Genomic DNA, 19,921 nt, shown 5'->3' with positions numbered 1-19,921 from the left:
CGTCAAGCAGGGAAAACCCCAGTTGACAAATACCGATCCCCCCGATCACAAACGATGAACACGATCACCGCATCGGACAGAGTTTCCGCGATGCGCAGCGTCACCGCCAACGCGCCGCCCGAAGAGATTCCCGCAAAGATCCCCTCTTCGCGCGCCAAGCGCCGCGTCATCGCCTCAGCCTCGGCTTGCGAGACATACTCCAGCCGGTCGACGCGATGGGGCTCAAAGATTTTCGGCAAGTACTCCGGCGGCCACTTGCGGATCCCGGGTATCTGCGAGCCCTCGTCCGGTTGGCACCCGATGATCTGGATCGCCGGGTTTTTCTCTTTGAGGAAACGCGACACCCCCATGATCGTTCCCGTGGTCCCCATACTGGAAACGAAATGGGTGATGCGTCCGTGGGTCTGTTCCCAAATCTCCGGCCCGGTCCCGGTATAGTGCGCGAGAGGATTGTCTGGGTTCGCGAACTGGTTGAGGATGATCCCTTTGCCCTCACGCTCCATCTGCTCCGCGACGTCGCGCGCCAACTCCATCCCCCCATCCTTGGGCGTCAGGACGAGCTCAGCGCCAAACGCGCGCATCGTCTGGCGCCGTTCCACGCTCTGGTTTTCCGGCATCACCAGGATCATCCGGTACCCGCGAATCGCCGCCGCCATCGCCAACGCGATTCCGGTGTTGCCGCTGGTTGCCTCGATCAGGGTGTCGCCAGGCTTGATCCGGCCACGCGCTTCAGCCTGCCGGATCATCGAGATCGCCGGACGATCTTTCACCGACCCGGCGGGGTTGTTCCCTTCCAATTTCGCCAAAATCGTATTGTTCTTGCCCGCCGTGATGCGCTGCAACCGCACCAGCGGCGTATTGCCGACAAACGCTTCGATCGTTGGAAATTCCATCTTCGGTTCCTTTTCCGTCATTGCGCTCGACTCCCCTCAAAAGCCACCGTTCGCCGTGGTGGGAACGTCCCCCACTCGCCACATGCGGGGCAGCGCCAATGGTGCTGCTTGGCTTTGAACCCACACTTTTGGCAATGATAGCGCGCCAGCCGCTCCACATACCCATGCACCAGCGAACGGACCCGATCGACCTCGACCCGCCACCCTTCCGGCACCATCCAGACGACAAGGCGCAAATAGGCGTCCAGCACCATCAAGTCGGGCGATACCCGCATCGCTTCCTGTAAACGGCGAAACGCCTCATCGGCCGACCCACACTGCAGCTCCACATCGACGTACCGCGCCCAGGCGTCGATCTGCGGAAAACGCTGAAACCATCGGCGAACGACCGGCAAGACCGTCGGCCACTGCTCGACGGGCAGCGCACTGAGCCATTTGTCCAGCACCAACGCCAAACCGTCGGGGTGCAGGCGTTCGATCCGTTCCCAGACCGACCGCACTTTCGCGTCGTCCCGTGTCGCAAGACGCCACTCCCCTTCGACCAGCAACGTCCGCAGCGTTTGACTGCCCCCCGCTGCACACGCGGCTCGCCAATGGTGCGCCACCGTCGCCCAGTCTTCACGGGAAATCGCTTCCTGGGCCAGTTCACAGTGCAAATGCATCTGCAAAAGTTGCGCGTGGGGCAACGCTTCCGGTGCCGCTTGGAGCAGCGCGAGACACTGGTTCCAATCGCGTTCGGTTTGCAGGATCGCAACGAGCGCCGCGCGCGCCCAGCCATCGCGCGGACCGCCCAGCATCTGTCGGTACGCCGCTTCGGCGCGATCCAAAAAACCCGCCCGATGGTAGTCGAGCGCCAGCTCCGCGATCACCTCGTCACGCTGCTGCGCCGTCAGGTCGGATCGCGCCGCCAGCGCCCGATGAATCGCGAGTGCCCGCTCGTACTCACCGCGTTCGCGCATCAGCGCCGCCAACGCAAGTTGCAGTTCGACCGGTCCCGGGTGGAGTTCGGCCGCAGCAAGTAAGGCCTCGAGCGCTTGATCCCGCCGCCCGTGCAACAGGTGGTTGAGCCCCGTCAGGTAGGCGCGTGGGAGTTGACTCGCCGCTCGTGTCACCGCACGGAGATCGATCCGTCCGGCGATCCAACCCAAGGCAAAAAAAAGCGCCCCAATGAGGAGCGCGTACCACCATTGATCCCAGATCATGCGTCAGTGCGTTTCAGGAGTCATAAGCTGCTGCCGAGACAAGCGGGCCACTTCCCGCCGGGCGCGCCAGAGCTGCCACCGCTGACGCAACGCCGCAGGGAAAAAGAGCAAAAGCGTGAGAACCACCCCCAACGCAAATGCCCCCACGAGCAACCAAACGAGCGGCACCTCGCCCTGCCAGATCAACGCGTGAAAAAAGACGTTGTGGTGGTTGCGAAACGCAAGCGCGCCCACGACCGCGAACACCACCACGAAGAGGACGAGGATTATCAGCCGCTTCATCACTGCTCCTTAATTATTTCCCGATTTTGCCGCATCGACCCGCTCGCGCAGCGTCTTCCCGGGCTTGAAATGCGGTGCCCATTTCGCAGCCACCGCAACCACTTCACCCGTTTTCGGGTTACGCCCCATCCGCGGCGGCCGACGGTGCAGCGTGAAGCTCCCGAAGCCGCGAATTTCGATCCGCCCACCCTTGGCGAGCGTATCGCACATCGTCTGCAACAACACGCGCACCGCGGTGTCGACATCCTGCGGAGGCAATTGAGAAAACTGAGCAGCCAATGCCGCGATCAGCTCGGATCGTGTCATGGCTGCGCCAATTTACCGTTTCTGCTCGTTCAGCTTGGCTTTGATCAGGTCGCCAAGCGTCGCCGGCGCCGCAGGCTGTTCGGCAGCGATCCGGTTCATCGCTTCGTCTTGCTCGGCCTGCTCTTTCGCTTTGACCGACAACTGAATCGAGCGGTTCTTCCGGTCGACGTTGGTAATCACCGCTTCGATCTCGTCGCCCTCTTTCAACTCTTGGGTGAGGTCGTCGACCCGATGGATCGCGAACTCGGAAGCGCGCAGGTAGCCTTCGACTTCGTCGTCGAGCTGGATCACCGCCCCCTTCGGCTCGACCGACTTCACCTTCCCTTTGACGACGGTCCCTTTCGGATTCATCGCAATGTAGTTGGTGAAGGGGTCACCCTCGAGCTGCTTGATCCCAAGCGAAATCCGCTCCCGTTCGACGTCGATCCCCAAAACGACCGCTTCGACCTCGTCGCCCTTCTTGTAGCGGCGCACCGCCACTTCGCCAGGTTCGGTCCAAGAGAGGTCGGAAAGGTGCACCAGCCCATCGATCCCCCCTTCGAGACCGACGAAAACCCCGAAATCGGTGATCGATTTGATCTGACCGCGCACTTTGTCGCCTTTTTGATGATTGTGCGCGAACTCTTCCCACGGGTTCGGCTTGCACTGCTTGATCCCGAGCGAAATCCGACGGCGTTCTTCGTCGATTTCGAGCACCATGACCTCGACTTCGTCGCCCACTTGGACCACTTTGGTCGGATGGATATTCTTGTTGGTCCAATCCATCTCGGAGACGTGCACCAACCCTTCGATCCCCGGTTCGATCTCGACGAACGCACCGTAGTCGGTGAGGTTCGTGACCTTACCGAAGAGACGGGTCCCCGCTGGATAACGGCGCGCGATGCCCACCCACGGGTCGTCACCGAGCTGCTTCATGCCAAGCGAAACGCGCATCTTCTCGCGGTCGAACTTGAGCACCTTCACGGTGACTTCGTCGCCCACCGAGATCACTTCGGACGGATGGCGAACACGACGCCAAGCGAGGTCGGTGATATGTAGCAGCCCGTCGATGCCACCCAGATCGACGAACGCACCATAATCGGTGATGTTCTTGACCACCCCCTGGACCACTGCGCCTTCTTCCAGCGACTCGAGGATCCTCTCCCGTTCGCTGCCCATCTGCTCTTCGAGCACGGCGCGGCGCGAAACGACGATATTGTTGCGTTTGCGGTCGACTTTGATGATCTTGAACTCGAGCTCTTGCCCTTCGAACGGCGTGGTGTCACGCACCGGGCGGATATCAACGAGAGAACCCGGCAAGAAGGCGCGCAGGCCCATCACATTCACGGTCAAACCGCCTTTGACGCGCCCTGTGACCCGTCCGGTTACGGTCCGACCCTCTTCGAAGATGCGCTCGATCTCGTCCCACGCTTCCAGCATCTTCGCGCGGCGACGCGACAGACGGGTTTCCCCATAACCGTCTTCCAGCGCTTCGATCGCCACCTTGACGAAGTCGCCAACCTTCACCTCGAGTTCGCCGTTCGCGTCGAGGAACTCTTCTTTTGGAATGTAGCTCTCCGACTTCAGCCCGGCGTTCACGACGACGAAGTTGTCGTCGATATCGACCACTTCGGCCGTGATCACTTGCCCAGGACGGAACTCCTGCATCAGGCTCTCTTCGAAGAGCTGAGCGAAACTTTCGTTGGTGGTTGGTTCAGCGACTGCGGTAACAGAATCCATGTTGCGTTTGTCCAAAATGTGAAAAAAGTTTGATTTACCCCACACGTACGGCATCGCTCACGGCACATGCCGTACGCACCCACTCGAGCACCGTCGCGACCGCCTCGTCGATGGTCATCGCCGTGGTATCAAGTTGCCGCGCATCCGGTGCTGCTTGCAACGGAGCCACGGCGCGCGCCCGATCTTGGGCATCGCGCGCCGCCAGTTCCCGACGCAATTGGTCAATGTTAGCATTGAATCCTTTTGCGATCAACTGCTTATAACGCCGCTCGGCGCGCACCTCGGGCGACGCGGTGAGAAAGACCTTGACGCACGCGTCCGGAAAGACGACACTGCCCATATCGCGCCCGTCGGCGACCAGCCCGGGACGCCGCCGACTGGCGCGTTGCAACGCCAGCAACGCGTCACGCACCGCAGGCAGCGTCGCGATGCGCGACGCCGCGCACGACACCGCTTCGGTACGGATCGCATCCCCGACATCGACCCCATTTACCGCAACCCCACCGTCCCGAAATTCGAGCCGTGCGGTGCCAGCCAGCGCAACGAGCGCCGCAGGGTCGTCGAGTGCGACACCCTTTTCCAGTGCCAGCCATGCGAGCGCCCGGTAGACGGCCCCGCTGTCGAGGGTGTGCCAACCCAACGCGGCTGCGACCCGCGCCGCGACCGTTCCTTTCCCCGACGCACTGGGGCCGTCGATCGCCACTACAGGCACCGGACGCACGATCGCCCGATAACACGCCCAATAGGTGGGAAAAGTTTTGTTCACGCACGCCGGGTCGAGAATCCGCTGGTAGCAGTCGCCAAACGCGGTAAGCGACATCGCCATCGCCATTCGGTGGTCGTCGTACGTGGCAATCGTCGCAGCGCGCCACGTCGCAGGTGGCGTCACTTCGAGCCAATCGTCGCCACAAGCGACCGTTGCACCCACTTTGGTGAGCTCGGCAGCCATCGCCGCGATCCGGTCGGTCTCCTTCACCCGCCAACTGCCGATCCCCGTCAAGCGGCTTGTCCCGTCACCGAAGAGCGCAAGCGCCGCCAAAGTCATCGCTGCGTCGGGGATCGCGGTCGCATCATAGGTCAATGCCCGCAGCCGTGGCGCGGCTCCGCCCATCGGATCGAATCCTTCGGGCGCCGCGGCTTCGATCCAATTCTCCCCTTTGCGCACCCGCGCACCCATTTGCGCGAGCGCGTCGGCAAACGCGACATCGCCTTGAACACTCTTTTCCCCGACGCCGACGACGCGCACGGGCCCACCCCCCAGCGCTCCGAGCGCCAGAAAGTAGGAGGCCGACGAGGCGTCTCCTTCGACGTACCAGGTTCCAGGAGAACGGTAGCGACTGCCTGCGGGAACGACGAAACGCTGCCACCCCTCGCGATCTACCGTCACCCCGAAGTGCGCCATCAGCGCAATCGTCATCGCCACGTAGGGTTGGGAAATGAGCGTCCCGTCCACCTCGATCACCGCCTCTTGTCCCAAGAGCGGCGCGGCGATCAGCAACGCGGTGAGGAACTGGCTCGAGACGTTGCCGCGCACGCGGGTGACCGCAGGTGCCGCAACGCTTTGGCGTTCACCGATGCGAAGTGGCGGATATCCCTGCGTCCCAAGGTAATCGATCTGACACCCCCACCGCGCCAGAGCATCGACCAAATCGCCGATCGGGCGTTCGCGCATCCGCGCCACACCGTCGAGACGATAATTCCCGCCCAGCACTGCAAGCGCCGCAGTCAGTGGCCGAAACGCGGTACCCGCGTTCCCCAGAAAGAGCGACGCCTCGCGGTTGGGGAAACGGCCACCACAACCTAGGACGTCGAGCGCGCCGTCCGGTTGCGGTTGTAACGTGACGCCCAGCGCTGTGAGCGCTTCGCGCATGCGTGCGGTATCGTCTGCATCGAGCAGGTCGTAAAGACGGGTTGTGCCGTGCGCGAGTGCCGCCAACAACAGCACGCGATTCGAGATGCTTTTGCTGCCGGGCAATTGAACCGTTCCTGCCGCGGCACACGCGGGCGGCAGATCCAGATGTGGAATGCGTTCGCTCACTCCGGCCCCTCCGTTGCCCGTTCGCGCGCCACCGCCCAACGATTACGCGCTTCGCTCGCCGCGGCGAACAGATGATAGAGCCCATCGCCGTTGCCGCTCAGCAAAAGCGCTCGGATCCACGCCAGTTCTGAGAGGTATTCGTCGAGCTCCGCGAGGATCGTCTGTCGGTTGGCCAAGCAGATGTCGCGCCACATCTCCGGGTGGGAACCGGCGATGCGCGTGAAGTCACGAAACCCCCCCGCGGCATAATCGAAGAGCGTCTCGGCGTTGGCGCGCCCCGCCAATTCGTGAACGAGCGCGTACGAGAGCACATGAGGCAAATGGCTCACCGCCGCAAAAACACGGTCGTGCTCCTGCGGCGTCATGGTCCGAACTTCCGCGCCGCAAGCCGCCCAGAGCGCGGTCACGCGCGCCACCGCTTCAAGGTCGTTTTCCGGTAGCGGCGTCAGTACCACCTTGCGGTCGACGAAGAGCGCGGCGTCGGCCGCGTCGGGGCCACTTTGCTCCTTTCCCGCGATCGGATGCCCCGGCACGGCACGCGCCAGATGATCCGGCAAATCGAGGTAGAACGCTTCGACGACGTTTTGTTTGGTGCTTCCCGCGTCGGTAACGATCGTCTCTGGAGCAAGATGCGGTGCGATCGTCTGCACGATCGTCCGCGTCTGCCCAACGGGCATCGCCAAGAAGACCATATCGGCGCCAGCCACGGCCGCTTTCGGTTCGGTCGTACCCCAGTCGATCACGCCAAGGCGCTGCGCGCGCTCCAGCGTCGCTTCGCGGCGCCCCAGACCCACGACCTCGGCAACGAGACCCGCGCGTTTCAGCGCCAATGCAAACGACCCACCGATGAGGCCGACGCCCACCACCACCAACCGCTTGAGTGACGCCGTTGCTCGCGATTCCGGATTGCTCACGACCGCTCCTTTAGGATCGAGACAAGCGCTGTCAAGAACTGCGCATTCTCTTCCGGTAGCCCAACAGAGACCCGAAGCCACTGAGGCATCCCATAACCGGCAATCGGCCGCACGATGATGCCGCGGTCCAACAGCGCGTCATTTACCCGCGCCGCATCGCCGACCCGAACCGCGACGAAGTTGCCTTTCGACGGCAGGTAGGACAAACCCAGCGCCTCGAACCCTTCGGTCAGCTGCCGCAACCCCTCGCGATTCACCGCGACACTCTCCGCCAAAAAGCGCGTATCCGCAAGCGCCGCAGTCGCAGCCGCGAGCGCGAAGCTATTGACGTTGAAGGGCTGTCGGATGCGGTTCATCGCATCAGCAACCGCGGGGTCTGCCACCGCGTAACCGACACGCAAACTGGCCAGACCGTACGCTTTCGAGAAGGTGCGCGTCACCACCAGATTGGGAAAGCGTTCGAGCCACGCGAAACTGTCGTAGCGGTCGGCGGGTTCAAGGTATTCGGTATAGGCTTCGTCCAACACGACGAGCACATCCGCGGGGACGCGGTGCAAAAACCGCTCGATAACCTCCCCGGGCACGAAGGTGCCTGTTGGGTTGTTCGGGTTGGCAACGAAAACGATACGGGTATCCTCGGCGATCGCTTCAGCGATCGCGTCCAAATCGTGGCCGTAATCCCGCGCGGGCACGACGATCGCTCGCGCCCCCAACGCTTGGGTCACCAAGGGATAGACTGCGAACGCATATTGGGAGAAGACCGCACTCGTTCCCGGTTGGAGCACGAGCCGCGCCACCAGCTCCAGCACATCGTTGGAGCCATTCCCCAAGACGATTCGTTCCGGTGCCAGTCCGAAACGTTCGGCAAGCGCTGCTTTCAACGCAAAACCATTGCCGTCGGGATAACGTGCTCCGTCGACCAACGCCGCGCCTACCGCAGCCATCGCTTTCGGGCTCATCCCCAGCGGATTTTCGTTCGATGCCAATTTGATGATCCGATCGGGATCCAGACCCCGTTCCCGCGCCAACTCTTCGATCGGTTTTCCGGGCTGATAGGGGGCAAGCGCTCGAATCGCTGCGGGGACATGCGGCAATACCGATCGCTGCACCCCGCTCGTCTGTTCCTGGTGTGGTCGATTGGTCACGTGTCACCTCACTGGGTTGTTGTCATCATGAAAAGGAAGCTGCCGTGCAGACGCTCAGGCGATTGCGGCGGGATAGGAACCGAGTCGTTTGACGAATGCGGCACGCTCCTCGAGTTCCGCCAACGCCTGTGCCACCTCCGGGTCACTTTGATGCCCTTCGATATCGATGAAGAAGACGTACTCCCACAGCCCCCCTTTGGCTGGCCGCGATTGGAGTTTCGTCATCGAGACACCATGTTTGGCCAAGGGCTCCAACAAACGGTGCATCGCGCCAGGGCGGTTCGGCGCCGAACAGACGAGCGACGTCTTGTCTCTGCCCGAAGGCCCCGCATCGTGCTTTGCGATCACCAGAAAGCGCGTCGTATTGTTGGGGTCGTCCTCGATGTTGTGCGCGAGGATCGGCAACCCGTACCGTTCTGCCGCCGCCGCACCGGCAATCGCCGCGCCGTCAGAGTCTTCGCTCGCCATCCGCGCCGCCTCGGCGTTGCTCCCCACTGGGATCCGGGCCGCGTCGGGAAGATGGAGGTTGAGCCACTCATGACATTGCGCTAAACTCTGCGCGTGCGAATAGACCCGCTTCACCGCACGCAGCGATGGAGCCTGCCCCATCAAATGTTGATGGACGCGCAGTAGCGCCTCGCCGCAGATCTTGAGGGGGTGCAGGAGCAGCAGGTCGTGGGTCACCCCCACCGCTCCTTCGGCCGAATTTTCGATCGGGACGACCCCATAGTCGAGGTTGCCTGCTTCGACCTCGCGAAAGACTTCGTCGATCGTGGTCATCGGGTGGAAATGAGGCGCCGAGCCGAAATGTTTGCGTGCCGCCATCTCAGAGAACGTTCCCCAAGGACCGAGGAACCCGACCTGCAACGGCTGTTCGAGCGCCAGACACGCCGACATCACCTCACGAAAGATCACCCGCACCGCCTCGTTCGGCAGGGGTCCGGGATTCGCGGCGATCAGGCGGCGCAGCACGTCGGCCTCTCGCTCCGGGCGGTAGATCACCCCATTTCCTTTGAGCGCACCGATGCGCCGGGCGCATTCGCCCCGTTCCGACAACAGACGCAAAATTTCGGCATCGATCGCGTCGATCCGCTGCCGCACCGCTATGAGTTCCCGCTCCCGCCACGCCGGGTCTTCGGTTGCTTTCTCCGACGCCTCCATGATCATCCGCTCCCTACCAGTTCCCATCAGCCGTCAAGCGGTGTGGCGCGCGGCAAAATCGTGTAGGAACGCCACCAACGCGTCGACCCCCTCTTCGGGCATCGCGTTGTAGATCGACGCCCGCATCCCGCCGACCATTTTGTGTCCTTTGAGGTATTTGAGCCCAGCCGCGTCGCTCTCGTGCAAAAACCGTTCGTTCAGCGATTCGTCCCGCAACCGGAAAGGCACGTTCATGCGGCTGCGCCACGGTGCCTCGACCCGATTCTCATAGAGCGGCAGCGCGTCGATTGCAGCGTAGAGTTTTTCCGCTTTCCGTCGATTGACCGTTTCGATCGCCGCAACACCGCCTTGCGCCTCGAGCCAGGCAAACACGAGGTTCGCCACGTAGATCGCGAAGGTGGGCGGGGTATTCAACATCGACTGGTTGGCGTCCTGCGCCGCGTACTGCATCACCGACGGCGTACCCACCCACGGGTCGTTGATGAGGTCACGGCGCACGATCACGATCGTCACCCCAGCGGGGCCGACGTTCTTTTGCGCCCCCGCGTAGATCAAACCGAATTGGCGCACATCGATCGGCCGCGACAACAGGTGCGAACTCATATCGGCGACGATCGGCACGCCTGTGGCGGCAATCGCCTCGAGATCGAGCCATTCGACGCCATGAATCGTTTCGTTGGTGCATACGTGCACGTAACTCGCGTTGGGATCGAGGTCGAGCTCGTCGGCACGCGGCGCCCGGGTGAACCCGCTCTCTTCGGTAGAACCCGCGAGCCGCACCTTTCCCCCCAACGCCGGCGCCAACCGCAAGGCTTCGCGGTAGGCCTTTTGTGACCACGCGCCCGTGACGATGTAATCGGCGGAACCCCCACGCAAGAGGTTCATCGCTACTTGCGCGAATTGCAACGTCGCGCCACCTTGTAAAAACAACACCGCGTAATCGTCTGGAATCGCCAAAAGCTGGCGCAACCGAGCCTCCGCTTCATCCCGCACCGCAGAAAAGTGCGGCCCGCGGTGGCTCACTTCGATCAGACTTGACCCGATGCCGTGCCAATCCAAAAGTTCGCGCTGCACCTGTTCGAGCACGGGTTGCGGCAAAGTCGCCGGCCCGGCACTGAAATTGAATACCCGCATCGCACCACCCCTCACCGTGTTTCTCGTTATCCCGCTCCGTACTTCCTACTTCCCTTTCCGGTTACCCGTCACATTCGTCCGTTTCGCCGTTTGGCCCTTGCGCGACTTTCACCACCGCCGCCAGACGGTCGTTGGCGTCGAGCGCCATCAACGTCACGCCTTGGGTTGCACGCCCCAATTCGCGGATGTCATCGACTCGGGTCCGAATCACGACACCGTTTTGGGACATCAGCATTACCTCATCCCCGGGGCGCACCAGACATGCGCCGACCAATTTGCCGTTGCGGGCACTCGTCTGAATCGCGATCATCCCTTTGGTGCCGCGGCTGTGGCGGGTGAATTCGGCAACCGCGGTCCGCTTGCCAAAGCCGTTTTCGGTCGCCAAAAGCAGACTCGCATCCTCGTCTGGCTGCGCCACCGCAACCATCGCCACGACCCGCTGCCCCTCTTCCAGCTGCATCCCGCGCACCCCGCGCGCTTCCCGACCCATCGGACGCACGTCGTGTTCGGAAAACCGCACCGCTTTACCGGCGTCGGAAAGCAGCATCACGTCGGCATCACCATCGGTGATCGCTACCCCGATCAGGCGGTCGCCGTCGTCGAGCCCCAACGCGATGATGCCCGCTTTACGCGGATTGGCGAACGCATCGAGCGCAGTTTTCTTCACCACTCCTTGCGCTGTGGCAAAGAAGACGAACGCGTCGCTGGCAAACGTTTTCACCGACAATACCGCCTGGATCTGTTCCCCAGGCTGGATCGGCAGCAAATTGACGATCGGCTTGCCACGGCCGGTCCGCCCCCCTTCGGGCAGATCGAACACGCGCAACCAGTAGACCCGCCCACGGCTCGAAAAACAGAGCACCCAGTCGTGGGAGTTCGCAACGAAGAGCTGTTCGGCAAAATCGTCCTCTTTGGTGCTCGCCGCCAATTTTCCACGCCCGCCGCGCCGTTGCGCGCGATAGTCGTCGAGCGGCTGCCGCTTGACATACCCCGAATGGGTCAGCGTCACCACGGTTTCGTGCGGCGCGATCAAATCCTCCAATCGGATTTCGTCCGCTTCGGTCACGATCTCGCTGCGCCGCGGGTCACCGAAACGCGCTTTCACGTCACGCAACTCGTCGGCAATGATCGCAGTCACCCGCTCACGCCGCGCCAAAATATCGAGCAGATCGGTGATGCGGTCGATCACCTCGCGGTATTCGTTGAGGATCTTCTCCTGCTCGAGACCGGTAAGCCGCTGCAAGCGCAACGCCAGGATCGCGTCGGCTTGCGCTTCGCTCAACCGATACCCCTGTTGTGCCAACCCGAACTCGGCAGGCAACCCTTCCGGCCGGTAGGCACGGGCGTCGGCAACGGCACGCGAGAGCATCTCCTCGACCAGAGGCGAGCGCCAACGGCGCGACAGCAATGCCGTTTTCGCCGCAGCAGGCGTAGGAGACGCCTTGATGAGCGCGATGATCTCATCGACGTTCGCCAACGCCACCGCCAACCCTTCGAGGATATGGGCGCGCTCACGCGCCTTGCGCAGTTCGAAGACCGTGCGCCGCGTCACCACCTCACGCCGGTGGTCGAGGAAGCACTCGACTAATTCCTTGAGATTCAGCGTGCGCGGACGCCCGTCGACGAGCGCGACCAGGTTCATCCCAAAGGTGTCTTGCAATTGCGTCAATTTGAAAAGATGGTTCAAGACCACCTCGGGATGCTCGCCGCGCTTGAGTTCGATCACCACCCGCATGCCCGATTTGTCGGACTCGTCGCGGATTTCGCTGATCCCATCGATCCGTTTCTCATTGACGAGTTCGGCGATGCGCTCCAGAAGGGTCCGTTTATTGACCTGATACGGCAACTCGTCGATGATGATCGCCGGACGCTCGGATGCCCCCTTACCGATGGTTTCGAAATGGGTGCGTGCCCGCATCACCACGCGGCCACGGCCGGTGCGATAACCTTCCCGCACCCCTTCCAAGCCGACGATCAAACCAGCAGTGGGAAAGTCGGGTGCGGGGATGTAACGCATCAGGTCGTCGACGGTGAGTTCCGGGTTTTCCAACAGCGCGAGACAACCATCGACCACCTCGCTCAAATTGTGCGGCGGGATATTGGTCGCCATCCCCACGGCGATACCGCTTGCGCCGTTGATCAGCAGATTGGGCACACGCGTTGGCAACACCAACGGTTCGCGCTCGGAGTTGTCGTAGTTCGGCCCGAAATCGACGGTCTCTTTGTCGATATCGGCCAGCAACTCGTGCCCGATACGCGCCATGCGAATTTCGGTGTAGCGCATCGCCGCGGCGGCGTCACCGTCGATCGAACCGAAGTTTCCTTGCCCATCGATCAACGGATAGCGCAGGCTGAAATCCTGCGCCATGCGCACGATGGTGTCATAGACCGCGGAGTCACCGTGCGGGTGGTACTTACCGATCACATCCCCGACGATGCGCGCCGATTTCTTGTACGGCTTGTTCCAATCGTTACCCAACTCATACATCGCGTAGAGCACGCGCCGGTGGACCGGCTTCAAACCATCCCGCGCATCGGGAAGTGCTCTACCCACGATCACGCTCATCGCGTAATCGAGATAGCTGCGACGCATCTCCTCTTCGAGGCTCACCGCCAAGGTTTCACGCGCAATCGACTCCATACGGTACACTCATGCGATTCGTTATGCCGATTTTACCACCCAGAGCAAGGAACACCGGACGATGGCCACGCAAGATCGCCAAAATGGGCCCACGACGACGCCCCAACCACCCATACAGGAACGCTTCGTTTTGGCCGCTGCTTGGGTGATCCCGATGGATCCCCCAGGCACAGTCCTCACCGACCACGCCGTCGTCGTTGCCGAGGGGCGCATCGCTACGTTGCTCCCCATCACAGAAGCCCAAACGCGCTATCCACAATCGGAATGGCCATGGATCGTTCGCCCAAACCATGTCGCGCTCCCGGGGTTCGTCAATGCCCATACCCACGCCGCGATGACCCTGTTGCGCGGTATTGCCGACGATCTGCCGCTCGAACGCTGGCTCAACGAAGCGATCTGGCCACGGGAGCAGGCGCTCGTCTCACCCGAATTCGTCTATGAAGGGAGTTGGATCGCCGCTGCGGAGATGATCGCGGGCGGCATCACCACTGCGCTCGACATGTACTTCTTCCCCGATGCTGCCGCGCAAGCGTTTCATGAAGCGGGGCTGCGCGCGATGCTTGGGCTCGTCACGCTGGAGTTCCCAACTCCATACGCCAACGACGCCGATGCCTACCTCGAAAAGGGGCTGGCCGCTTGGGAAAAATGGCGCGACACGCCGCTCCTCTCCTTTGCGCTGGCGCCCCATGCCCCCTACACCGTCAGTGACGCCACATTTGCCCGAATCGCGGCGCTCGCCAACGAACTGGAACTCCCAGTTCACCTGCACCTCAACGAAACGGCCAACGAAACGCCGCAGTCGCTTGCGCAGTTCGGCGTCTCGCCGCTTGAACGGCTCGCGCGCACGGGCATCCTGGAAACGCCGCAAGTGATCGCCGCGCACGGCGTCCATCTCGATCGCGACGAATTGGTGACGTTGGGCAAATACGGAGCCGCGCTCGTCCATTGCCCCACCTCCAATATGAAACTCGCCAGCGGCGCCGCCGATGTCACCGCTTGGCACGCGCACGGCGTCATCGCGGCGCTTGGCAGCGACGGCGCCGCGAGCAACAATCGGCTCGATCTGTTTTGGGAGATGCGCCACGCTGCGCTCCTTGCCAAACTCACCCAGAAAAACGCCGCCGCACTCCCCGCCGCAACCCTACTCGAAATGGCGACGCTCGGCGGCGCGAAAGCGCTTGGGCTTGCCGACGAAATCGGCTCGCTCACCCCGGGCAAAAGTGCAGACCTCATCACCGTCTCGTTCGAATCGTTCCTGACGCGGCCTCTGTTTGACCCCATCTCCCATCTCGTTTGGGTTGCCGACCGCGAACAGGTTTGCGACGTTTGGATTGCTGGCGTTGCGAAAAAACGCGACCACGCCCTCTTGTTGCAAAAAAGCAACACACAGCTCGCCGTTTTCGCCGAAAAGTGGCGCAAATATCGCAAACAATCTGGCCCATGCTTGTCATGAGGTGGCACAGTCATTATAATGGGCTAGTCAGTGACCCAGATAAGAAAGGAAGGCACCATGAACCCAATTCGTACCCTTATCGCGGCCGCACTCGTTACGGGCGCTTCGATGGCTACTTTCGCGCAAGACATCGTCGTCGATGCCAAACAGGGCGACATTCCCTACGTGATCGACGGTCGCGGCGTCGTGGCGCGCAGCGGCACTGGGCTCTGCTGGCGCACGGGCTATTGGACGCCGGCGCTCGCCGAGCAAGTCAAAGACACCAACGGCAAGCCGCTTGCCTGCTCGTGTGACCCCGAGGTAATCGCCAAAGAGAAGTGTGAACCTCCCAAACCGATGGCGAAGCCGGCACCGCAACCGGTCTCCAACAAAGTGAAACTCTCTGCCGACACCCTCTTTGACTTCGACAAAGCAACCCTCCGTCCGGAAGGGAAGCGCAAGCTTGATGAACTCGCCGCACAAATTAAAAACATCAACGTCGAGGTCATTTTGGCGGTGGGCCACGCTGACCGGATCGGTTCCGATGCCTACAATCAGAAACTCTCCGAGCGTCGTGCGGAAGCGGTGAAGAAATACTTGGTGAGCCAGGGCGTTCCGATGAACCGCATCTACACCGAAGGGAAAGGTGAGAAGATGCCGGTCACCGGTAACAAGTGCGACAAGATCAAAGAGCGCAAAGCCTTGATCGCTTGCTTGCAGCCGGATCGCCGCGTCGAAGTGGAAGTGATTGGCACCAAGTAATCACCGATAACTGTTCACCCCAAAACGCCCTGCTCCAGCAGGGCGTTTTACTATGGGCGATACCATGAACGCAACTGCAAACGTCGATCCAAACGAAATCGCCAAATTCAGCGAATTGGCACACCGCTGGTGGGACCCCACCAGTGAATTCCGCCCATTGCACGAAATCAACCCGTTACGCCTCGACTGGATCATCGCGCAGTGCGGAGGGCTTGCCGGCAAACGCGTAGTCGACGTCGGATGCGGCGGTGGCATCCTCACCGAGGCGATGGCGCACGCAGGCGCTGAGGTTACCGGCATCGACCTTTCGGAAAAAGCGCTCACCGTGGCCAAGCTTCATGCACTCGAAAGCGGCGCGCCGGTGCATTACGAAATGATCGCTGCTGAAGCATTCGCCGAAATGCACCCAGATACTTTCGACGTCGTCACCTGCATGGAGATGCTCGAACACGTACCCGACCCCGCGAGCACCATTCGCGCCTGCGCCAAGCTGGCAAAGCCGGGCGGCACCGTCTGTTTCGCATCGCTCAACCGAACCGCCAAATCGTACCTCTTTGCGATCATCGGCGCGGAGTATCTCTTGCAGCTTTTGCCCAAAGGCACCCATGACTGGCGAAAATTCCTCAAACCTGCCGAGATCACTGCGTGGGCGGAAACGGCAGGCCTGACACCCAAAGCGATCATCGGCATGGGCTACAACCCGCTCACGAAACGCTACTTCCTCACCGACGACGTCGCTGTCAACTACCTCATCGCACTCGCCAAATGGTAAAGGTGATTAGCAATGTGCCCAGATGCAGTGTCTGTTCCCAGCCACGAGCGAATTCACAGCAGTTTCTCCCGCCAAGCAGCGATGGCGCTGATCCGCGCTGAACTCACGGATGTGCAACCTGGCACCGTTACGATCACGCTTCCTTGCTGGGACGGAATCAGACAACAACACGGTTACGTGCATGGCGGTGTCGTCGCAATGATCGCTGACTCAGCCGCTGGCTATGCCGCGATGACCCTGGCACCGCCAAACACCTCCGTCCTGACCGTCGAGTACAAGATCAACTTGGTAGCACCTGCCCTTGGTAAAAAGCTGATTGCTGAAGGGAGTGTCCTCCGTTCAGGAAAGACGCTATCGCTCACCCAGGCACGTGTCTTTGCGGTCACCGACGATGAAAAGAAGTTGTGTGCAGTATTACAACAAACCATAATGATCTGCGCCGATCGTCCGGAACGCTAATGCCAGCCAGTGCGGCACGCCTTGCACCCGAGGCATTTCGGCGTATCTGCTCGCTTTTTTCTCCCCAATAGGAACTTGCTCCTGCATTTTTCGTCTATAATGGTACTTGCGCTGGGGCCGTACTTGGCTTCGACGGGGGCTGCAAAGCAGTCGAGGGCATGCCGAGGTCCAGTCACCTCGTAAATCCACTGGCAAAAAACAAACGCCAACGACGAGCGTTTCGCCGTCGCCGCTTAATCCCGGCGACGCGCTGCACCGGCTGAGCCTCACGGCCGGATGGTGACTTCGGTCACCTGTGCAGCGTCACCACTTGAGGCTAGCCAAAGCTGCCTGGCCGTTTGGCGGCTTTGTGCGAAACCCAAAATGGCTCGCATCGACGTGGCGCGCGCCTTGGCCGGCGTCGATGCTAAACGCAACAAGGCGCTAAGCATGTAGTCCTCGCTGTGGAGGGCTTCCGGACGGGGGTTCGACTCCCCCCGGCTCCACCAAAATGGTTGCAAGAACCCATTGACCAAAACCCCGAATTCCCGTATCATTCGGGCTTCTCGGCCAGGTAGCTCAGTCGGTAGAGCAGCGGACTGAAAATCCGCGTGTCGGTGGTTCGATTCCGCCCCTGGCCACCATCTCTCATCACTTCGACCTTCCGCTCACTTCCAGCGTATCGCACTGGCGCGTGCCAGATCCATCTGCTCGCTCAGAAACGGTACGGGCAATTCGAACACGGTCGATCGCGCTGCTTCTCGGTTCTCAAAAGGTCCCAACACCAGCAACCACTGGTGTTGGTTATTGCCGCGGGAGGCGGATACCAGTAGCAGCTCCAAACCAGACGGCACCATCGACTGCAAACGTAACTGTTCTTTTTCGAGCGACGCTTTCGATACGCTCCGACGAACGATCAAAACCCAGCGATTCGCCTGTTGCCACGCATGCCATTGGTGACGCGCCGCCTCAATCGAAGCGTCGTCGTGAACAGGCACCGCAGATTCTGACATAGGTCGAATGGAAGTTTTCTCGGCCTCTGTACCGGAAATGGCAGACCACGTTTGGTCATTCGTTGGGTCGGCGGAATTTGGAGCGGGCGATCCCAGGCGCGTCATAGGCGGTTGCTTCTGATCCCCTGGGTTCGTGGGGGTCAGCGACCGTTCCGTTGATGCAATATTGACCGCGCCCCCGACTTCCTCCACGGGAGCTTGCATGCGGGGGAGAGACTGCGGAACGGGAGCGACCTGCATCTCAACAGCCGATTCTGCGGCGACAACTTTCTCCGCATCGTTTGGTTGTTGCCGCCAGTGCCACCACGCGACCACCCCAAAAAAACCCAGCCAGAATGCCAAAACGACCCCAATTCCTGTCAGCAACCAACCCGGCATGCGTCGTAAATAACTTTCCACCCTTTACTCCTTGGAAATTCCGTTACAATTCTAACTGTAACAGCCAGTCGGAGCAGCAAAAAATGGCAACGTCCCGTTTAGGCTTGTGGCTTGCTTTGTCCGCAATCCTTCCTGCGTGTTCGCATATCCCTTCCACATCCGAATCCACACCACCACGCACTGAACATGACACCGCGGCTTCGCGTCACACCCAACCACCAAAAACGTCCTTGCCGGCACCGAATCCTCAGACACATTCGTTCGCCTCGGAACCCAGCCCCGCCCATCATACCGAAATGGCCGACCAGACCTCCAGCCCATCGCAATCACCAGAACAGAAAGCCCTCCAACCGTTGCTGACTACCCGCGTCACTCCGGGGCAATGCTGGGTCCAGGCCGTGATCTATCCCCTCCCGAAAAAAGAGCCGCTCTCGATCGTCGTGCAGGATAGTGCGACAACGTTCGAAGTCTCCCCGGCACAGCTGGCAAAGACGCAGAAAGAGGTCATCATCCGCGAAGGAGGAACAACCTACCGTATCGAACCACCAGTCTATAAAGCGGTAACCGAGAAAATTTTGGTCAAACCCGAAATCCGCCGCACGATCACGATCCCGCCGGTCTATGAGACCCAAACAGAAACGGTTGTGATCGAAGCCGAAAGCACGATACTCGAACGGTGCCGCATACCTGGTGTCAACCGTTTGCTGGAAGGCGCAGTACAACCCCTTTGCGCACGCACCATCCCAGCCAAGACCAAACAGGTCGAGCGCCGCGTATTGGTGAAACCCGCCACGACCAAAGTCGAAGTCATCCCCGCCGAATACAAAGAGGTCACCCGCTGGGTGCTCGACAAACCGGCACGTGCGGTACCCGTGCAGATCGAGCCAGCAATCCGAAAAATTCCTGTGCTGACTATCGCCAAACCGGAAGAGATCGAGGAGAAAGCGATACCGCCCAAAGTCATCGAACTGGTCAAGACGCTCTATGAAGGCGAACCACAGGTGGCGCTTCGCCAGGCGTTGTGCAACAACGACTTGACACCCGAACTGGTCAAATCCCTCCAGGTGAAGCTCAAAACCGCGGGTTACGACCCGGGCCCGATCGACGGAAAGCTGGGCATCGCGACCAGCCGCGCGATGATCGCGTATCAACGCGACCATGGGCTGGCGGCAGGCGCACTCACTCTAGAAACGCTCGCACATTTCCAAATTCCGCTGCCCGAAACGAAACAGTGATGATCGTTTTCGATCTGGCGTGTGACCATGCCCACCGCTTCGAATTATGGGTACCATCTGCGGAAGCGCTGGATCAACAAATCGCGAAAGGGTGGGTAACGTGTCCGCACTGCGGCACGCAAGCGGTTCGCCGCTTGCCTGCCGCCCCTGCTGTCCATACCACCCCCAAACTTCAACGCACTTCGGCGCAACAAAAACAGGCATCGACCACTTCCGACAACCCGCCGAATCTGTCTGCGCAAGCTTTGGAACGTATCTGGAACACGCTTCAGAAACTCAAGCGCGAAGCGCAAGATGTCGGCACCCGCTTCCCTGAAGAGGCGCGAAAAATCCACTACGGCGAAGCACCACTTCGCCCCATCAAGGGTCAAGCAAACCGGGAAGAGTTCGTCTCCCTTTTAGAAGAAGGGATCCTGGTCATACCACTGCCGCCCGACAAAGAAGAGATGCACTGAG

The 19,921-nt window shown here is 61.0% G+C and carries 18 protein-coding genes, 1 tRNA gene and 1 other RNA gene; 8 read left to right on the top strand and 12 right to left on the bottom strand.

Annotation, left to right across the window (positions count from 1 at the left end):
* Nucleotides 1-2: 2 nt before the first annotated feature.
* The 11 genes from cysM to gyrA form a co-directional block, all read right to left on the bottom strand.
* The gene (gene cysM / locus ACYQ4Z_RS07820) at nucleotides 3-893 is read right to left on the bottom strand and encodes a cysteine synthase CysM (RefSeq protein WP_119335751.1); all 891 of its coding nucleotides are present in this window, start codon (nucleotides 891-893) and stop codon (nucleotides 3-5) included.
* A gap of 17 nt (nucleotides 894-910) precedes the next feature.
* Entirely contained in the window at nucleotides 911-2,095 is a 1,185-nt protein-coding gene (locus tag ACYQ4Z_RS07815; protein WP_219972108.1) for a hypothetical protein, read from the bottom strand.
* 3 nt (nucleotides 2,096-2,098) lie between these two features.
* Nucleotides 2,099-2,377: a LapA family protein gene (locus tag ACYQ4Z_RS07810; RefSeq protein WP_217125327.1), complete on the bottom strand. Its 279-nt coding sequence runs from the start codon at nucleotides 2,375-2,377 to the stop codon at nucleotides 2,099-2,101.
* A 9-nt stretch (nucleotides 2,378-2,386) separates the two neighbouring features.
* Nucleotides 2,387-2,683 (bottom strand): integration host factor subunit beta, encoded by a 297-nt coding sequence (locus tag ACYQ4Z_RS07805; protein ID WP_459860584.1) that lies wholly within the window; start codon nucleotides 2,681-2,683, stop codon nucleotides 2,387-2,389.
* Between the two features lie 12 nt (nucleotides 2,684-2,695).
* Nucleotides 2,696-4,402, bottom strand: a complete 1,707-nt coding sequence (gene rpsA, locus ACYQ4Z_RS07800) for a 30S ribosomal protein S1 (protein ID WP_119336167.1) — start codon at nucleotides 4,400-4,402, stop codon at nucleotides 2,696-2,698.
* Between the two features lie 34 nt (nucleotides 4,403-4,436).
* Nucleotides 4,437-6,428 carry a bifunctional 3-phosphoshikimate 1-carboxyvinyltransferase/cytidylate kinase gene (locus ACYQ4Z_RS07795; protein WP_459860743.1) on the bottom strand — a complete coding sequence of 664 codons (1,992 nt, stop codon included), beginning with the start codon at nucleotides 6,426-6,428 and terminating at the stop codon, nucleotides 4,437-4,439.
* Between the two features lie 8 nt (nucleotides 6,429-6,436).
* Nucleotides 6,437-7,354: a prephenate dehydrogenase gene (locus ACYQ4Z_RS07790; RefSeq protein ID WP_459860582.1), complete on the bottom strand. Its 918-nt coding sequence runs from the start codon at nucleotides 7,352-7,354 to the stop codon at nucleotides 6,437-6,439.
* Complete coding sequence (hisC, locus tag ACYQ4Z_RS07785; RefSeq protein ID WP_459860742.1) at nucleotides 7,351-8,463, bottom strand: histidinol-phosphate transaminase; 1,113 nt, start codon at nucleotides 8,461-8,463, stop codon at nucleotides 7,351-7,353. Before hisC ends, ACYQ4Z_RS07790 begins: the two co-directional genes overlap by 4 nt.
* Nucleotides 8,464-8,553: 90 nt before the next feature.
* On the bottom strand, nucleotides 8,554-9,660 hold the full coding sequence (gene pheA / locus ACYQ4Z_RS07780; protein ID WP_219972103.1) for a prephenate dehydratase: 1,107 nt from the start codon (nucleotides 9,658-9,660) through the stop codon (nucleotides 8,554-8,556).
* 33 nt (nucleotides 9,661-9,693) lie between these two features.
* The gene (serC, locus tag ACYQ4Z_RS07775; RefSeq protein WP_459860740.1) at nucleotides 9,694-10,794 is read right to left on the bottom strand and encodes a 3-phosphoserine/phosphohydroxythreonine transaminase; all 1,101 of its coding nucleotides are present in this window, start codon (nucleotides 10,792-10,794) and stop codon (nucleotides 9,694-9,696) included.
* Between the two features lie 61 nt (nucleotides 10,795-10,855).
* Nucleotides 10,856-13,435, bottom strand: coding sequence for a DNA gyrase subunit A (gene gyrA / locus ACYQ4Z_RS07770; RefSeq protein WP_119335757.1), 2,580 nt, complete (start codon nucleotides 13,433-13,435; stop codon nucleotides 10,856-10,858).
* A 61-nt stretch (nucleotides 13,436-13,496) separates the two neighbouring features.
* Here gyrA and ACYQ4Z_RS07765 point away from each other — a divergent pair, with 61 nt between their 5' ends.
* From ACYQ4Z_RS07765 to ACYQ4Z_RS07740, 6 genes are all read left to right on the top strand, one after another.
* Nucleotides 13,497-14,888: a TRZ/ATZ family hydrolase gene (locus tag ACYQ4Z_RS07765; RefSeq protein WP_459860580.1), complete on the top strand. Its 1,392-nt coding sequence runs from the start codon at nucleotides 13,497-13,499 to the stop codon at nucleotides 14,886-14,888.
* Between the two features lie 57 nt (nucleotides 14,889-14,945).
* Entirely contained in the window at nucleotides 14,946-15,629 is a 684-nt protein-coding gene (locus tag ACYQ4Z_RS07760) for an OmpA family protein (RefSeq protein ID WP_119335759.1), read from the top strand.
* Nucleotides 15,630-15,693: 64 nt separating this feature from the next.
* A complete protein-coding gene (gene ubiG / locus ACYQ4Z_RS07755; RefSeq protein WP_219972098.1) occupies nucleotides 15,694-16,401 on the top strand; it encodes a bifunctional 2-polyprenyl-6-hydroxyphenol methylase/3-demethylubiquinol 3-O-methyltransferase UbiG in 708 nt (235 codons plus the stop codon).
* A gap of 81 nt (nucleotides 16,402-16,482) precedes the next feature.
* On the top strand, nucleotides 16,483-16,860 hold the full coding sequence (locus ACYQ4Z_RS07750; RefSeq protein ID WP_119335760.1) for a PaaI family thioesterase: 378 nt from the start codon (nucleotides 16,483-16,485) through the stop codon (nucleotides 16,858-16,860).
* Between the two features lie 113 nt (nucleotides 16,861-16,973).
* Nucleotides 16,974-17,348, top strand: a transfer-messenger RNA (tmRNA) gene (ssrA, locus tag ACYQ4Z_RS07745).
* A gap of 59 nt (nucleotides 17,349-17,407) precedes the next feature.
* Nucleotides 17,408-17,483 (top strand) — tRNA-Phe (locus ACYQ4Z_RS07740).
* Between the two features lie 24 nt (nucleotides 17,484-17,507).
* Here ACYQ4Z_RS07740 and ACYQ4Z_RS07735 read toward each other — a convergent pair.
* Complete coding sequence (locus ACYQ4Z_RS07735) at nucleotides 17,508-18,251, bottom strand: hypothetical protein (RefSeq protein WP_170141330.1); 744 nt, start codon at nucleotides 18,249-18,251, stop codon at nucleotides 17,508-17,510.
* A 275-nt stretch (nucleotides 18,252-18,526) separates the two neighbouring features.
* Here ACYQ4Z_RS07735 and ACYQ4Z_RS07730 point away from each other — a divergent pair, with 275 nt between their 5' ends.
* A complete protein-coding gene (locus tag ACYQ4Z_RS07730; RefSeq protein ID WP_459860579.1) occupies nucleotides 18,527-19,465 on the top strand; it encodes a peptidoglycan-binding domain-containing protein in 939 nt (312 codons plus the stop codon).
* Nucleotides 19,465-19,920 carry a DUF1178 family protein gene (locus ACYQ4Z_RS07725; protein ID WP_219972095.1) on the top strand — a complete coding sequence of 152 codons (456 nt, stop codon included), beginning with the start codon at nucleotides 19,465-19,467 and terminating at the stop codon, nucleotides 19,918-19,920. Before ACYQ4Z_RS07730 ends, ACYQ4Z_RS07725 begins: the two co-directional genes overlap by 1 nt.
* The last annotated feature ends 1 nt before the right edge of the window (nucleotide 19,921 follow it).

The sequence above is a fragment of the Hydrogenophilus hirschii genome, assembly GCF_054656675.1.
This window is presented reverse-complemented; position numbering and strand designations above follow the sequence as displayed.